Annotated in this window: 13 protein-coding genes and 1 pseudogene; 4 read left to right on the plus strand and 10 right to left on the minus strand. The window is 69.8% G+C overall.

Translation table 11 applies throughout. The annotated features are described in order from the left end of the window. Window positions 1–18: 18 nt before the first annotated feature. Window positions 19–825, plus strand: a complete 807-nt coding sequence (locus tag IV088_RS18200) for a carbon-nitrogen hydrolase family protein (RefSeq protein ID WP_291105147.1) — start codon at window positions 19–21, stop codon at window positions 823–825. Here IV088_RS18200 and IV088_RS18205 read toward each other — a convergent pair. The 8 genes from IV088_RS18205 to IV088_RS18240 all read right to left on the minus strand — a co-directional run bounded on the left by IV088_RS18205 (window position 815) and on the right by IV088_RS18240 (window position 8,398). Then, window positions 815–1,600 carry a trypsin-like serine protease gene (locus IV088_RS18205; protein WP_291105149.1) on the minus strand — a complete coding sequence of 262 codons (786 nt, stop codon included), beginning with the start codon at window positions 1,598–1,600 and terminating at the stop codon, window positions 815–817. The two genes, IV088_RS18200 and IV088_RS18205, sit on opposite strands and share 11 nt — an antisense overlap. A gap of 68 nt (window positions 1,601–1,668) precedes the next feature. Next, window positions 1,669–2,454, minus strand: a complete 786-nt coding sequence (locus IV088_RS18210) for a trypsin-like serine protease (protein ID WP_291105151.1) — start codon at window positions 2,452–2,454, stop codon at window positions 1,669–1,671. A gap of 133 nt (window positions 2,455–2,587) precedes the next feature. Continuing rightward, complete coding sequence (locus IV088_RS18215) at window positions 2,588–3,535, minus strand: LysR family transcriptional regulator (RefSeq protein ID WP_291105153.1); 948 nt, start codon at window positions 3,533–3,535, stop codon at window positions 2,588–2,590. Between the two features lie 162 nt (window positions 3,536–3,697). Beyond that, window positions 3,698–4,090 (minus strand): DUF4189 domain-containing protein, encoded by a 393-nt coding sequence (locus tag IV088_RS18220; protein WP_291105155.1) that lies wholly within the window; start codon window positions 4,088–4,090, stop codon window positions 3,698–3,700. A gap of 125 nt (window positions 4,091–4,215) precedes the next feature. Continuing rightward, entirely contained in the window at window positions 4,216–5,136 is a 921-nt protein-coding gene (locus IV088_RS18225) for a hydroxymethylglutaryl-CoA lyase (protein WP_291105157.1), read from the minus strand. A gap of 25 nt (window positions 5,137–5,161) precedes the next feature. Continuing rightward, window positions 5,162–6,154 (minus strand): tripartite tricarboxylate transporter substrate binding protein, encoded by a 993-nt coding sequence (locus tag IV088_RS18230; protein ID WP_291105160.1) that lies wholly within the window; start codon window positions 6,152–6,154, stop codon window positions 5,162–5,164. Between the two features lie 37 nt (window positions 6,155–6,191). Continuing rightward, a complete protein-coding gene (locus IV088_RS18235; RefSeq protein ID WP_291105162.1) occupies window positions 6,192–7,403 on the minus strand; it encodes a CaiB/BaiF CoA-transferase family protein in 1,212 nt (403 codons plus the stop codon). A 29-nt stretch (window positions 7,404–7,432) separates the two neighbouring features. Beyond that, window positions 7,433–8,398 (minus strand): hydroxymethylglutaryl-CoA lyase, encoded by a 966-nt coding sequence (locus IV088_RS18240; RefSeq protein WP_291105174.1) that lies wholly within the window; start codon window positions 8,396–8,398, stop codon window positions 7,433–7,435. Window positions 8,399–8,751: 353 nt separating this feature from the next. On the opposite strand from IV088_RS18240, the gene IV088_RS18245 reads away from it, so the two are divergent. After that, on the plus strand, window positions 8,752–9,708 hold the full coding sequence (locus tag IV088_RS18245; RefSeq protein ID WP_291105164.1) for a LysR family transcriptional regulator: 957 nt from the start codon (window positions 8,752–8,754) through the stop codon (window positions 9,706–9,708). 32 nt (window positions 9,709–9,740) lie between these two features. Here the strand turns inward: IV088_RS18245 and IV088_RS18250 are convergent, their stop codons facing one another. Both IV088_RS18250 and IV088_RS18255 read right to left on the minus strand, forming a co-directional pair. Then, window positions 9,741–11,735 (minus strand): aconitase family protein, encoded by a 1,995-nt coding sequence (locus IV088_RS18250; protein WP_291105167.1) that lies wholly within the window; start codon window positions 11,733–11,735, stop codon window positions 9,741–9,743. A gap of 169 nt (window positions 11,736–11,904) precedes the next feature. Beyond that, window positions 11,905–12,798, minus strand: a complete 894-nt coding sequence (locus IV088_RS18255) for a LysR substrate-binding domain-containing protein (protein WP_291105170.1) — start codon at window positions 12,796–12,798, stop codon at window positions 11,905–11,907. 115 nt (window positions 12,799–12,913) lie between these two features. Here IV088_RS18255 and IV088_RS18260 point away from each other — a divergent pair, with 115 nt between their 5' ends. Continuing rightward, entirely contained in the window at window positions 12,914–13,612 is a 699-nt protein-coding gene (locus IV088_RS18260) for a haloacid dehalogenase type II (RefSeq protein ID WP_291105172.1), read from the plus strand. A 43-nt stretch (window positions 13,613–13,655) separates the two neighbouring features. After that, window positions 13,656–14,016: pseudogene (locus tag IV088_RS18265) on the plus strand (malate synthase G); the annotation flags it as partial.

Here is a 14,016-nt window from a genome sequence, read left to right on the forward strand (position 1 = left end):
AAACAAGGCCATCGCACCATGCTCGATCTGACCCTCGCCCTCTGGCAGACCGGCCACGCGCCCACCACGGCCGAGGCGCTGCAACGGCTGGACGCCACCGCCGCCCGGGCGCGCGCCCAAGGCGCGGACCTGCTGATCGCGCCCGAAATGGGCCTCACCGGCTACGCCATCGGTGCCGAGCGCGTCGCGGCCCTCGCGGAGCCGCGCGACGGCCCGCTGGCGCAGGCGGTGGCCGCGATCGCGCAGCGCCACGGCATCGCCATCGCCTACGGCTATCCGGAGCAGAACCCGGCCGGCCGGCCGTTCAACGCGGCACAGGTCATCGCCCCGGACGGCGCGCGGTTGATGAACTACCGCAAGACCCACCTGTTCGGCGACCTGGACCGCACGCAGTTCAGCGCGGGCGACGCCGCCTCGCAGGCCTTCACCTGGCGCGGCTGGTGCCTGGGCCTGCTGATCTGCTACGACGTGGAGTTCCCCGAAGCCGTGCGCGGCCTCGCGCTGCAGGGCGCGGACGCGGTGCTCGTGCCCACCGCCAACATGGAAGGCTTCGACGAGGTGCAGCACCTTCTGGTGCCGGCCCGCGCCTGCGAGAACGGGCTCTATGTGGCGTATGCGAACGCCTGCGGCAGCGAAGGCCCGACCCGCTATGGGGGCCTGAGCCTGGTGGCCAACGCCCGGGGCGAACCCATGGCGACAGCCGGACGGCATGAGACCTTGCTCGTGGTCGCGCTCTCAAAGTCCCACCTGGTGTCGGCCCGGCGGCACAGCCAGCTGCCGCACCGCCGGCCAGCGCTCTACCGGCCGCTCACCCTCAAAGAATGACAGCGCCCGGCGCGTTGGCCCGGATGAACTCCAGCACCGTGGGCGTCTGGATGTTGGTGAAATAGGCGTTCACCGCGGCGGCTTCCCCGCAGGCGGAGGATGGGCCGCTGGACGCCACCCCGATCACCGCCGCGCCCCCTTCCCGCATGCGGTACATCGGCCCGCCGGAATCGCCCGGGCAGGTGCTGCTCTGGCTGCCGTCAAACTTGAAGCCCAGGCTCTGGGCGTTGACCTCGGTCAGGTTGGCAGACCCCACCGCCAGGTCGCCCGTGGGCTGACCCCAACCCGCAAACGACACCGCCTGCCCGGCCGCTGCCGGCTGGCTGGCCAGAATGGGCATGGTGGGATTGGGCAGGCCGGCGGGAACGGTGACCACGGCCACGTCGTTCGGGAATGGCCCCTTCGAGCCGTCGTAGGCCGGGTGCAACACCCAGCCCTTGGCGGACAGCCCCTTGACGCTGGTGTCTGACTTGAAATTGGCCACGGCGACCCCCACCGGATCCCCGCTCAGGCAATGGGCCGCCGTGAGCACATGGGTGGGCGATATGCGGGTGCCCGAACACGCCACCCGGCTGCCCCCTTTGCGGGCAATCAGCAGGAACACCACGGGCGTGCTCGTGAACGAAACGCACGAAGCACCGTTGACCACCTTGGGCTGGGCGCCCGCGCTGTTGCACAGCGCCGTGGGGTCCAGGTTCACCGGCTCGGGGCCGCCGCCACCCCCACAGCCCGCGAGCACCGCCGCCAGCGACGCAGCCACCATCCCGGCCCGCACGCCGCGTCTTCTCCCTCTTCGCATGGAAACTTCCCTGTTGTCGTTGTTGTTGTTGAACCGATGGCCGCTCAGAAGTAGGCCGCTTCGGGCGCCTGGGCGCGGATGAAATTGATCACCGACGGGCTCTGCACGTTGGTGTACAGCGATTCGTCGCCCGCGCCGCAGTCGGCCACCGTGCCCGACGAGGTGATGCCCACCACGCCCTGGCGCCCGCCGATCGCGCGGTAGGCGGGCCCGCCGGAGTCACCGTTGCAGGTGTTGCTCAGCTTGCCTTCGTAGACATAGCCCACGCTGGTGTCGTTGACCTTGGTCAGGCGGGCATAGCCCACCGCGAGTTCGAAGCCCGGCGCGCCCCAGCCTGAGACAAACACCGACTGGCCGGGCGCCGAGGCCTCGCTCACCAGCACGCCCATGGTCGGGTTGGGCAGGCCGCGGGGCAGCACCACCACGGCCGCGTCGTTCACCAGCACCGACGCGCCCCGCTGGTACTGCGGATGCACCGCCCAGCTGCTGGCACGGATGCCCACGACGGTGCCGTCCGTGCCCCAGAGGCCGGCGAGCACCCGGCTGGTGCCGGCGGGCAGACAATGGGCCGCGGTCAGCACCTTGTTCGGCGCGATGAGCGTGCCGGAACACACCGTCGCCCCGCCCGAACCGCTGATCACGTTGAGCAGGATCACCGGCGACAGCTCGGGCTGGCCGCAGTTGGCGCCGTTGAGCACCTTGGGCGTCAGGCCGATGCTGCCGCACAGCGCGGCCGCGCTCGGCAGCGCCTCCTCATCGTCGCCACCGCCACACGCGGTAACCACCGCCGCCGCCGTCAACACCAGCAGCCACCTGCTCATTCGGTTCATGTTTACCCCTGTTGTGAAAGCAACGGGACGGTCACACCAGCTCGGTGGCGTCCCTGCCAGATTTGCAATGTACCGCCAAATGTGCGCCGCACTGAGACGCAAGGGCGCCACCCTGCGCGCCCGGTTCACGCGGCTACGACCGGCCCGCCCCGGCCCAGAAGTCGGCCTGGCCGTAATGGTGCTTCAGGAAATCGATCCACAGCCGCACCCGGAGCGCGAGGTGCTTGCGCTGGGGAAACAGGGCGTAGATGCCGTTGGGCGGCGCGGCATGGTCTTCGAGCACGGCCTCCAGGCGGCCGGCGGCGATGTCGGCCTCGACTTCCCAGGTGCTGCGCCAGGCGATGCCGTAGCCGGCCAGGCACCACTCGTGCAAGACCTGGCCGTCGCTGCAATCGAGCGGGCCGCCCGGGCGCAGGTGCACGATCTCGCGCTCCGCGCCGTCGGCGGCCGAGGCGCTGGCCGGCATCGAGAACGCCCAGCCCCGGGTCTGCGAGGCGTCGCTGCTGAGCACCAGGCAGTCAAACCGCGTGAGGTCGGCGGGGGTCTGCGGGCGGCCGTGTTGCTGCAGGTATTTCGGCGTGGCCACACAGAGGCGCCGGTTGTCGGCCAGGCGCACGCTGACCAGCGAGGAGTCGGGCAGGTCGCCCACGCGCACGGCGCAGTCGTAGCCCTCGCCCGCCACATCGACCACCCGGTCGCTGAGGTTGAGCGACAGCGTGACCTCGGGGTGGCGCTCGCGGAAATGGGGCACCAGCGGCGCCACGTGGCGGCGGCCGAAACCGGCCGGCGCGGTGATGCGCAGGTGCCCGCTGGCCTTTACGCCGCCGGCGCTGACGCTGGCTTCGGCGTTGGCCAGGTCGGTCAGCAGGCGCTGACAATCTTCGAGAAAGGCGCTGCCTTCGTGCGTGAGGGTGATGCGCCGCGTGGTGCGCACCATGAGCTTGACGCCCAGCCTGGCTTCGAGCGCGTCGAGCCGGCGGCCGATGATGGCTGGGGCCACCCCTTCGGCCTTGGCGGCGGCGGTCAGGCTGCCCCGGGTGGCAACGGAGGCAAAGGTTTCGAGCTGCTTGAGCTTGTCCATGGGACCGCAGATTACCTCAATGAAAGAGGGCAATCAACGGCATTCACGCGAGGATTTTTGACCAAAACCACCTCACTGCCAGTTCAAGCCTGGAGGCCCCCCCAGGCGAATCGGAAGGTGGCAGCACGGGCCGGTGGCCGAGCTGCCACCGTGGGTCGACCCTCAGTTACACCGCGCCGGCAGGTTGGGGATCGTGGCGCAACCCACGCCGCCCTTGGCGGTGCACGCGTTGTTGGCCGCGGTCTGCGCGTCGAACGCCGTGCCGCCAGCAGCGACACCGTACACAAACGCGCCGCCGCTGGTGCGGGCCGACGAGATCGCGCCGCACTCTTCGAACTGGAGCACCACCGTGCAGTCGCCGGCGTCGCACTCGTCGCGGGCTTCGTCGTTGGCGATCGACTGCGTCAATGCTTCGGAAGCGATGGCGACCCGGCCGGTGGAGTTGCTCACGGCAATCGCGCCATATCCGTCACTGTCGCCACCACCGCCGCAAGCGGCCACCAGCAGGGCCGCGAGCAACGCCGCGCCACCCACCATCCATCGAGATGTTGTCATGTCCTACCTCCTTGAAAAATGCCGTTCATGAGAGCACAACACGCGCCCACCACGAAGAGTCTATTCCAGCCCCGGGGGTATTTCCACCTCCAAAGCGACAGGCGCACGCCGGCCCGCACCGACGTTCAGGCCCGCCAACCCTTGGGCAGTCCGGCCTCGGGCGTCATGCCGTAGACCGGTTCGCCGGGCAGGCCGGCCTTGAGCGGTTCGCGGGCAGCGATGAGTTGCTGGATGTCGAGGCCGGTGCCCACGCCCATGGCTTCAAACATGAAGACCAGGTCTTCGGTGACCACATTGCCGCTGGCGCCGGGCGCGTAGGGGCAGCCACCCAGGCCGCCGAGCGAGCTGTCGAAACTGCGCACGCCCACGTCGAACGCGGCCAGGCAGTTGGCCAGGCCCAGGCCGCGGGTGTTGTGCATGTGGGCCGCGCCGGCGCGTTCGCCCAGCTCGGCGCGCAGCCGGGTGAACAGGCGCCGCACCTGCGCCGGGTTCGCCATGCCGGTGGTGTCGGACAGGCCGACCTCGTCCACGCCCGCCTGCACACAGGCGAGCGCGAGGCGGATCACCTCGTCTTCCGCCACCGCGCCCTGCAACGTGCAGCCGAAGGCGGTGGACAGGCCCACCTCCACCGGCACGCCGGGGGCGAGCTCGTTGCGCAGCGCGACCACGCTGCGCAGCTCGTCCACCATCTGCTCACGCGTCTTGCGCACGTTGGCGAGCGAATGCGCTTCGCTGGCGGACACGGGCAGGGTGAGCTTGTGCACCCCGGCGGCGAGTGCGGCCTCGGCGCCGCGGCGGTTGGGCACCAGCGCCATCACGGTCAGGCCCGGCAGCGTGCGCGCGTGCCGCACCACCTCGGCCACGTCGGCCATCTGCGGCAGCAGGTGGGCCGGCACGAAGGAGCCGACCTCGATCTCGCGCAGGCCGGACGCGGCGAGCGCGCTGATCCAGCGGCACTTGTGTGCCGTGGGCATGGTGGCCTTGACGGACTGCAGGCCGTCGCGCGGGCCGACCTCGCTGATGTGGACTTGGGGGGTGCTGCTCACGGTGCGGTGGTGCTCTGACGGTGGGTTATTGCGGCACCACGTTGGCCTTTTTCACCAGCGCCGCGTACTTCACCATTTCGGTCTTGAAATGTGCGAGCGCGGCCTCGGGCGTGGTGAGGCTGATGGTGTTGCCCTGCTTGGCCATGGCTTCTTTCACCTCCTGCGTGTTGAAGGCCTTGACGAAGGCGGCGTGCAGGCGCTTGACCAGGTCCGGGCTCAGGCCCTTGGGGCCGACGGCGGCGATCCAGCCTTCGACCAGGTAGGCCGGGTAGCCCTGTTCACCCGAGGTGGGGATGCTGGGCGCCGCGTCGATGCGGTGCGGCGACGACACGCAGATGGCGCGCACGCGACCGGCGTCGATCTGCCCCTTGCAGGCCGGCAGCGCGCCCACGCCCCAGTGCACCTGGCCGGCCACGATGTCGGCCAGCATGGGGCCGAAACCGCGGTAGGGGATGTGGGTGGAGAAGGTACCGGTCACGTCCTTGAACATCTCGGCCGCGAGGTGGAGGATGGTGCCGTTGCCCGAGGAGCCGAAGTTGTACTTGCCCGGGTTGGCTTTCAGCAGCGCGACGAACTCCTTCATGTTCTTCGCCGGCACCTCGGGATTGACCACCAGCACCAGCGGCGTGGCGCCGATGATGGTGATGGGCGTGATGTCGTTGACGGGGTCGAACGGCACCGACTTCAGCACCGAGGGGTAGATCACATGGTTGTTCGACACCATGCTCAGGATCTGGCCGTCGGGCGCGGCCTTCACCATCGCACTGGTGCCGACCACGCCACCGGCGCCGGGCTGGTTGTCGATCACGACCGAGGTGCCCATGGCTAGGCCCAGCTGGTGGCTGGCGGCGCGCGCGATGCCGTCCACGCCCGAGCCGGCGCTCACCGGCAGGATGAACTTGACCACCGAGCCAGGCGCTTGCGCGAACAGGTCGCCGTGCGCGCCCAGGGCGGCAGCGGCGAGACCCAGCAGGGCCTGGCGGCGGGTCAGGGATTGGAATGGGTTGTCGTGGGTCATGTCGTTGTCTCCGGTGTTGTAGTGGAAAAAAAACGCGTCAGGCCACGGCGGCCCGGGCCTGCAACTGCGTGATGTCCGCGTCGCTGTAGCCCAGGCCCTGCAACAGCTCGGCCGTGTGCTGCCCCATGGTGGGCGGCTGCAGGCGAACGCCCAGGCGGTGGCCGTCCATGGTGAAGGGGAACAGCGTGGTCTTGGCGGTCTGGCCGGCGCGCGCGCCGTCGGGCAGGGTGATGTCGGCCAGGCCGCCGGTGGCGATCAGGTGCTCGTCGTCGTACAGCTCTTCGGGTTTGCGGATGGGGGCGAAGGGCAGGCCCACTTTTTCAAACAGCGCGGTCAGATCGGCGGCGCTGCGGCTGGCGAGCCGCTCGCGCAGCACCGGCAGCAGCTGCGGGCGCAGCGCCACGCGGGCGTTGTTGTTGCCGTACTGCGGGTCGGCCTTGAGGTCGGCAAAGCCCAGCGCGTCGCAGAAGGTGGCCCACTGCGCATCGCTCACCGCGGCCAGGAAGATCTGCTCGCCATCTTTCACGGTGAACACGTCGTACACGGCCCAGGCCGAAATGCGCTCGGGCATGGGCGCGGCGGCCTGGCCGGTGATGGCGTACTGCAGCATGTGCTGGCCGACCAGGAACACGTTGTTCTCGAACAGCGCGCTCTGCACCTCCTGCCCTTTGCCAGTGATGCCGCGCTGGATCAGCGCGCCCAGCGCACCGATGGCGCCGAACATGCCGCCCATGATGTCGTTCACGCTGGTGCCCGCGCGCAGCGGGTCGCCGGGGCGCCCGGTCATGTAGGCCAGCCCGCCCATCATCTGCACCACCTCGTCCAGCGCGGTGCGGTGGTCGTAGGGGCCGGGCAGAAAACCCTTGTGGCTCACATAGATGCAGCGCGGATTCACCTGGCTCAAGGCTTCGTAATCGAGCCCGTATTTCTTCATGGTGCCGGGCTTGAAGTTCTCGGCCACCACGTCCGCACTGGCCGCGAGCTTGCGTGCCACCGCCGCGCCCTCGGGCGTGTGCAGGTCGATCGCGATGCTCTTCTTGTTGCGGTTGAACATGGGGAAAAAGCCCGCACCCGAGCCCAGCAGGTGGCGGGTGCGGTCGCCGTCGATGGGCTCGACCTTGATGACCTCGGCCCCCATGTCGGCCAGCACCATGCCGCAGGTGGGGCCCATGACCATGTGGGTGAACTCGACCACGCGCAGGCCCTTGAGCGGCTGCGGGGCGGTGGAGGCGGAGGCGTCGGTGTTCATGGGTTCGGATGCGGTGTTCGGGGCGCCCATCATGCACACACCATCGCGGGGCTCTGCCCGGCGGACAACATCGTCTTGGGCAGACCAGCTTTCCAGATGCTGCCGGCCAGGGTTTCGCCGGCCAGCCACTGCGCCACCTCGGCGCGCAGCGCGAGCAGACGGTCGAAGTCCAGCCCGGTGGGCTGGCCCATGCTGGCGAACAAATAGGCCAGGTCTTCGGTGGCCACGTTGCCGCTGGCGCCGGGCGCGTGCGGGCAGCCGCCGATGCCGGCCAGGCAGGCGTCGAAGCGGGTCACGCCGGTCTGCCAGGCGGCGTAGACGTTGGCCAGGCCCAGGCCGCGCGTGTCGTGGAAGTGGCCGCAGCACAGGCGCTCGCCCACCAGGGCACGGGCCTTTTCAAACAGGCGCTGCACCTGGGCCGGGTCGGCGTAGCCCACGGTGTCGGCCAGGCTGACGCGGTCGGCGCCGGCGTCCAGCAGGGCCTGCATCAGGCGCAGCACTTCGCTCTCTTTCACCTCGCCCTGGATCGTGCAGCCGAAGGCCGTGCCCACGCCACCTTCGATCACGCAGCGCGAGCCGGTGGCGTCGCGCGCGGCTCGGATGCGCGCCACCTCGGCCACCACCTCGTCGGGCGTCTTGCGCAGGTTGGCCAGGCTGTGCGCGTGACTGGCCGACAGCGGCATCACCATCAGGTGCGCGCCGGTCTCCAGCGCGCGCTCGGCGCCCTTGAGGTTGGGCACCAGCACGGATGTGACCAGCCCCGGCAGGGTCTTGGCGAAGGCCACCAGTTCGGCGGTGTCGGCCAGCTGCGGCAGCAGGCGCGCCGGCACGAAGGAGCCGACTTCGATCTCGCGCTGGCCGGCTTCGTAGGCTTCGCGGATCCAGGTGAGCTTGTGTTCGGTGGGCAGCACGCGGGCGATGCTCTGCAGGCCGTCGCGCAGGCCCACTTCACGGATTTGGATACCCCCCTGCGCCGCTGCGCGGCTTCCCCCCAGGGGGACAACGCGCTGCGGCCCGGCAAAGCCGGTTCCGCCGCGTTCTGGGTTTGCGGACGGCGCGCCGGCAGCTTGGGCTTGAACATCTGAAGGGATGTGTCTGTTCATTTCTTGTCTCCAGTCCGGATGTTTCCGGGTGGGTGGAGTTTAGGATTCACCAAAATACCGTAAAGCGGTATTTTGGAACCTGAGATATTCCCAAATGGAACAACTACAACACCGTGACCGGCGCGCGTGCTCAAGCCAGGGCAGCCGTGGAACCGGCTTTGCCGGGCCACTGGCTGCGTCCCCCCTCCCGCCGAAGGCGAGAGAGGGGGGAAGACGCGCAGCGGCGCAGGGGGGAGTTCACTGACATGAGAGATTTGGATCTCACCAGCCTGCGCCTCTTCGTGGCCGTCTGCGACAGCCGCAACATCGCCCGCGCCGCCGCCGACGCCAGCCTGGTGGGCAGCGCGGTGAGCAAGCGGCTGGCGCAGCTGGAAGAGCAGCTGGGCACACCGCTGCTGACGCGCCGCCGCCACGGCGTGGACCCGACGCCCGCCGGCGAAAGCCTGCTGGAACACGCGCGCGAACTGCTGCTGGGCGCCCAGCGCATCGAGCGCGACATGGCGGCCTACGCGGCCGGTGTGCGCGGGCAGGTGCGGGTGCTGGCCACCGCGTCCGTCATGGCCGAGAAGCTGGCCGAGGACGTGGCCGCCTTCCTGGCCGCACCCGAGCACGAAGGCATCCGCGTGGAGCTGGAGGTGCGCACCAGCCCGCAGGTGGTGCAGGGCATCCGCGACGGCGTGGCCTCGCTGGGCATCTGCTGGAAAAGCCCGCACGGCGCCGACCTGCGCGGGCTCGACAGCGTGCCCTACCGCGAAGACCGGCTGGGCCTGGTGATGCACGCCGACCACCCGCTGGCCGGGCGCGAACGACTGCGTTTTGCCGACGCGCTGGACTGGGACTACGTGGGCCTGCCGGTCAACAGCGCGGTGCAGGCGCTGATGGTGCGCGCCGCCGCCGAGATGGGCCGGCTCCTGAAGTACCGCATGATCGTGACCGACTTCGAGGCCGCCCTGCGCGTGGTGCGCACGCGGCTGGCGATCAGCGTGATCCCGATGGAGGTCGCGCTGCCGCGCGCGGCGGAATACGGTCTGCGCGTGGTGCCGCTGGACGAACCCTGGGCTCAGCGCGAGTTCGCGATCTGCTTTCGCGGCGCGGAGGCACTCACACCGGCGGCGCGGTTGCTGCTGGAACACTTGAGCAACACACCCAGCCCAGGCCAGCGCGGAACCGGCTCTGCCGGGCCGCAGATGGCGCCCCCTTGAGGGAGTGACGCCGAAGGCGGCGCGGGGGTGCTTCATCCTCTTTGTTGCAACTCGGCGAACGACACCAGCTCGCCCGCGATGGCGCTCGCCGCCACGGTGGCCGGGCTGGCCAGCCAGACCTGGCCCGGCCCGCTGCGGCCGGGGAAGTTGCGGTTGATGGCGCTGATCGTCACCTGCGTGGCCTCGGTGGACGAGCCCGGCCCGCAGTTGGCGCAGGCGCCGCAGGCCGGGGCCAGCAGCTCGGCGCCCACGGCAACGAATGCGGTCAGGTAGCCGCGTTGCTCGCAGTAGGCGCGCACGTCGGCGGTGCCGAACTGCAGGTAGAGCTTCACCTCCGCGGGCACCTTCAAGCCGCGCGCCGCGGCCCAGGCCAGCACCGCGTGGTAGGCGTCAAAGTCCTCGCGTTTGCCCGCGGTGCACGAACCGCCGTAGACGATCTGCGGCTTCACGCGTTCGCTCAGCTCTGAGAGCGGCACGCCGTTGCCGGGGTCGCCGGGTTTCGCCACCATCGGGCTCAGGGCCGAGCAGTCCACGGTCATCACCTGTGCGTAAAACGCGCCGGGGTCGCTGCACATCCAGGGTTCGATCACGAAGTCCACCCCGCGGCGTTCGCGCAGGAAACGCACCGTCTCGGCATCGGGCGCGACCAGGCCGGTGAAGCCGCCCAGCTCGGCCGTCATGTTGGTCAGCGTGGTGCGCTCGTCGGTGGACAGGACCGCCACGACAGGCCCGGCGAACTCGAAGGCCTTGCCCACGCCGGCGCCCGCGCGGATGTCGGCACGCGCCAGCAGGTGCAGCACCACGTCTTTCGCGCTCACGCCGGCGGGCAGCACACCGTTCAATTCCACGCGCAGCACCTCGGGCACGGTCAGGCGCACCGCGCCGGTGACGAAGGCGTTGGCCATGTCGGTGGTGCCCACGCCAAAGGCCACGCAACCCAGCGCACCGCTGTGCGGCGTGTGCGAATCGGTGCCGACGATCAGCTGGCCCGGCAGCGCGTAACGCTCGGCCACCAGGGCGTGCGAAATGCCTTCGGAGCCCGCGCCCCAGACGGTGCCCTCAGGGTCCAGCGGGTCGCCGGCCAGGTAACCGTGCTGGCGCAGGCCGTGGCGCCGCACGAAGGCGCGGTGCGCCCGCGAGAGGTGGCGCGCGTGGCCCAGCAGGTTCTGCCCCAGGTGCACCGGGCTGCGGTCGGCGTACGAGAGGTGGTCTTCGAACGCGAGGATGGTCTCGGGTTCGTGCAACACCAGCCCGGCGCCGAAGCTGCTGTCCAGCAGGTGGGCGCACATGCCGGTGTAGTACTCGTGGATGAAGCGGCGGTCGGCGCGCACGAAGGCGCCCTGCCCCGGCACCAGCGCATCGCCGGTGTCGGGCGTGGCGAGCAGGTGGCGTTCGACAATTTTTTCAAACAGGGTTTTGGGCCGCGCATCGCCGGGGTTCGCCGGCACCGGTGTGGCTCCGGCCATGCGCGCACGGCCATAACGCAGCAGGCCACCGTGGCGCAGGATGCTGGCAGCCAGCGCGTCGCGGCCGGCCACCAGTTCGTCCACGGGAATCGCCTCGCCGCGCTGGATGCGCTCGATCAGGCTGAAATCGGTCGAGGTGAACAGGCCCACGTTGTCGGCGTTCTGGCGGTAGATGCGCTCGAAGCTTTCGGCGATCACCAGCCGGATGCCGGCCGCGCGCTCGGCCACCGGGCTGTGCTCGCGCGACGAACCTTTGCCGTAGCGCGCGCCCGCCACCGTGACGGCAAAACGCCCCTGCCGCACCGCGTTGACGCCGATGGGCAGCTGGTCACCGGCCTTGAAGCCCACGTAGGGGTGGCGGCCCAGTTCGTCGTCGAAATGCACCAGCACCGGAATGGGTGTGATCTCGTCGGTGGACACGCTCTCGCGCAGCGACCCGGCCTCGACCAGCGCGAGATCGCGCCCGGCGAGCTGGGCGGAGACCAGGGCCGGGTCGGTGCTCAGGAACAGGAGGCGGCCATCGAAACGGATGGATTCGCAAGGGCTGGCTTGATCGGACATGCCACGCACTCTAGGCGCGCCGGCCCCTTGGCGCCAGCGCCGGTTCGGCACAGGAGGCATGCCGTGGCGCGATGTCGGGAAAGACCCTCACCCCCCCCCGCTCCACCGCTGCCCGGGTCGCTGCCCCCGAAGGGACTGTGTCGCCTCGGGGCGGCCTGGCGGCGCCACCCTAGGCCGGGGCTTGCAGCGCGTCGATCAGCGCCTGCACCGCGCGCGGGCGCGGCGTCTTGCGCAGCGCAACCACACGCAGCTGGCGTGGCGCCCAGGGCTCATCGAGCGCGCGGCGCACGAAGCGGCGGGTGCCGGCGTAGGCCGAGGCCGCGCTTTCGGGCACCACCGCGATGCCCAGGCCGGCTTCGACCATGCGGCAAACCGCGTCGAAGCTGTTGACGGTGACGGCAAAAGCGATCGGCCGGTGCAGCGCGGCGGCACGCTGGCTCAGCGTCTGGTCCAGCGATCCACCGGCCTGCACGCCCACCAGTGGGTGGTCCAGCACCTGCTCGAAACGCAGCGCGCGCTGGCGCGCCAGCGGATGGCCGGCAGGCAGCACCACCATGAGCGGGTCGCTGGCAAACGCCCAGCTGTCGATGCCGGGCGGCGTGTCCGTCTGCACCGCCACGCCGGCGTCGGCCCGGTCGTCCAGGCAGGCGCGCAGCACGTCGGCGGTGTTGCCCTCGTGCAGGCACACGCTCAGGCGCGGGAAGCGCTTGCGCAGCGCCTGCAGCCGTTCGGGCAGCGCGCCGATCACGGCCGAGGGGTTGGCCCACAGGCGCACGGTGCCGGCCACTTCGTTACCCAGCGCCTGCACATCGCTGGCCAGGCGTTGCAGGTCGTGGTCGATGCGCTCGGCGCGCGCCAGCACCAGCTGCCCGGCGTCGGTGAGGGCGATGCCGCGCGGCGAACGCACCAGCAACGCGCCGCCGAGCGCGGCCTCCAGATCGGCCAGGCGCCGGCTCAGGGCCGAGGGCGCGAGGTGCGCGCGCGCTGCGGCGCGGGCGATGGAACCTTCACGCGCGGTCACGGCGAACAGGTGCAGGTTGTAGGCGTCGAGCGGTCGGGACATGGTGGGTTCAGATGATAGGTGCCGTGTCTGCGGAATCAATTCATTAACAAAAAGTCATGGATAAACCCAAAAACAGTCCATGAATCAAGGCAAAGGTATCGAATAAAGTGCATGCATGGAAAAACCCCGCGCGGTCCTGTTTGACGCCTATGGCACGCTGTTCGACGTGTACAGCGTGGGCCTGCTCGCGGAACAGCTGTTTCCCGGCCAGGGCGCGCGGCTGGCCACGGTGTGGCGCGACAAGCAGATCGAATACACCCGCCTGGTGACGACCAGCGACCACGGCGCGCACTACCGGCCGTTCTGGGCCCTCACGCAACACGCGCTGGCCTACGCCATCAAGCTGATCGAGCCGGCGGCGCGCGCCGACTGGCCCGCCTATGAAGCCCGCGCCACGCAGCTGATGAACCAGTACCGCAGCCTGAGCGCCTTCCCGGAGAACCGCGCCGTGCTGCAGGCGCTGCGCGAACGCGGCGTCGCCACCGGCATCCTGAGCAACGGCGAACCCGAGATGCTGGGCATTGCCATCCGCAGTGCCGGGCTCGACGGTTTGCTGGACCACGTGATCAGCGTGGACGGCATCCGCAAATACAAGACCCACCCCGACGCCTACGCGCTGGGCGAAGCCGCCACCGGCCTGCCGCGCGGCCAGATCGTGTTCGTCAGCAGCAACGCCTGGGACGCGCTGGCCGCCACCTGGTTTGGCTACCGCACGCTGTGGGTGAACCGCCAGAATCTGCCGTTCGAAGAACTGGGCACACAGCCCACGCGCACGGCACAGAACCTGCGAGATGTGCTGTCCTTTTTCGACTGAATCGCTTTCGTTTTCACTTCCGTTCTTTTTGTTGGAGCCCTTCATGACGCAACGCACCCAAGTCCACGGCCTGCAGGTCGCCACCGAGCTGTACGAGTTCATCAACGCCCAGGTGCTGCCCGGCACCGGCGTGGCCAGCGAGACCTTCTGGAAGGGCTTCGACGCCATCGTGACCGACCTGGCCCCGAAGAACGCCGCCCTGCTCGCCGAGCGCGACCGCCTGCAGGCCGAGCTGGACACCTGGCACGGCGCCAACCCCGGCCCGATCACCGACATGGTGGCCTACCGCAAGTTCCTGGAAACCATCGGCTACCTCGTGCCCGTGCCCAAGAAGGTCAAGGCCACGACCAAGAACGTGGACGACGAGCTGGCCACGCAGGCCGGCCCGCAGCTGGTGGTGCCGA

This window comes from Hydrogenophaga sp., assembly GCF_018780075.1.
Classification (GTDB): Bacteria; Pseudomonadota; Gammaproteobacteria; order Burkholderiales; family Burkholderiaceae_C; genus Hydrogenophaga.

What these genes read in the sequence shown, in the direction of transcription:
- IV088_RS18200 (WP_291105147.1), top strand. Translation starts at nt 19, where the DNA reads ATGCTCGATCTGACCCTCGCCCTCTGGCAGACCGGCCACGCGCCCACC.
- IV088_RS18210 (WP_291105151.1), bottom strand. Translation starts at nt 2,454, where the DNA reads ATGAACCGAATGAGCAGGTGGCTGCTGGTGTTGACGGCGGCGGCGGTG.
- IV088_RS18215 (WP_291105153.1), bottom strand. Translation starts at nt 3,535, where the DNA reads ATGGACAAGCTCAAGCAGCTCGAAACCTTTGCCTCCGTTGCCACCCGG.
- IV088_RS18220 (WP_291105155.1), bottom strand. Translation starts at nt 4,090, where the DNA reads ATGACAACATCTCGATGGATGGTGGGTGGCGCGGCGTTGCTCGCGGCC.
- IV088_RS18230 (WP_291105160.1), bottom strand. Translation starts at nt 6,154, where the DNA reads ATGACCCACGACAACCCATTCCAATCCCTGACCCGCCGCCAGGCCCTG.
- IV088_RS18235 (WP_291105162.1), bottom strand. Translation starts at nt 7,403, where the DNA reads ATGAACACCGACGCCTCCGCCTCCACCGCCCCGCAGCCGCTCAAGGGC.
- IV088_RS18245 (WP_291105164.1), top strand. Translation starts at nt 8,752, where the DNA reads ATGAGAGATTTGGATCTCACCAGCCTGCGCCTCTTCGTGGCCGTCTGC.
- IV088_RS18250 (WP_291105167.1), bottom strand. Translation starts at nt 11,735, where the DNA reads ATGTCCGATCAAGCCAGCCCTTGCGAATCCATCCGTTTCGATGGCCGC.
- IV088_RS18255 (WP_291105170.1), bottom strand. Translation starts at nt 12,798, where the DNA reads ATGTCCCGACCGCTCGACGCCTACAACCTGCACCTGTTCGCCGTGACC.
- IV088_RS18260 (WP_291105172.1), top strand. Translation starts at nt 12,914, where the DNA reads ATGGAAAAACCCCGCGCGGTCCTGTTTGACGCCTATGGCACGCTGTTC.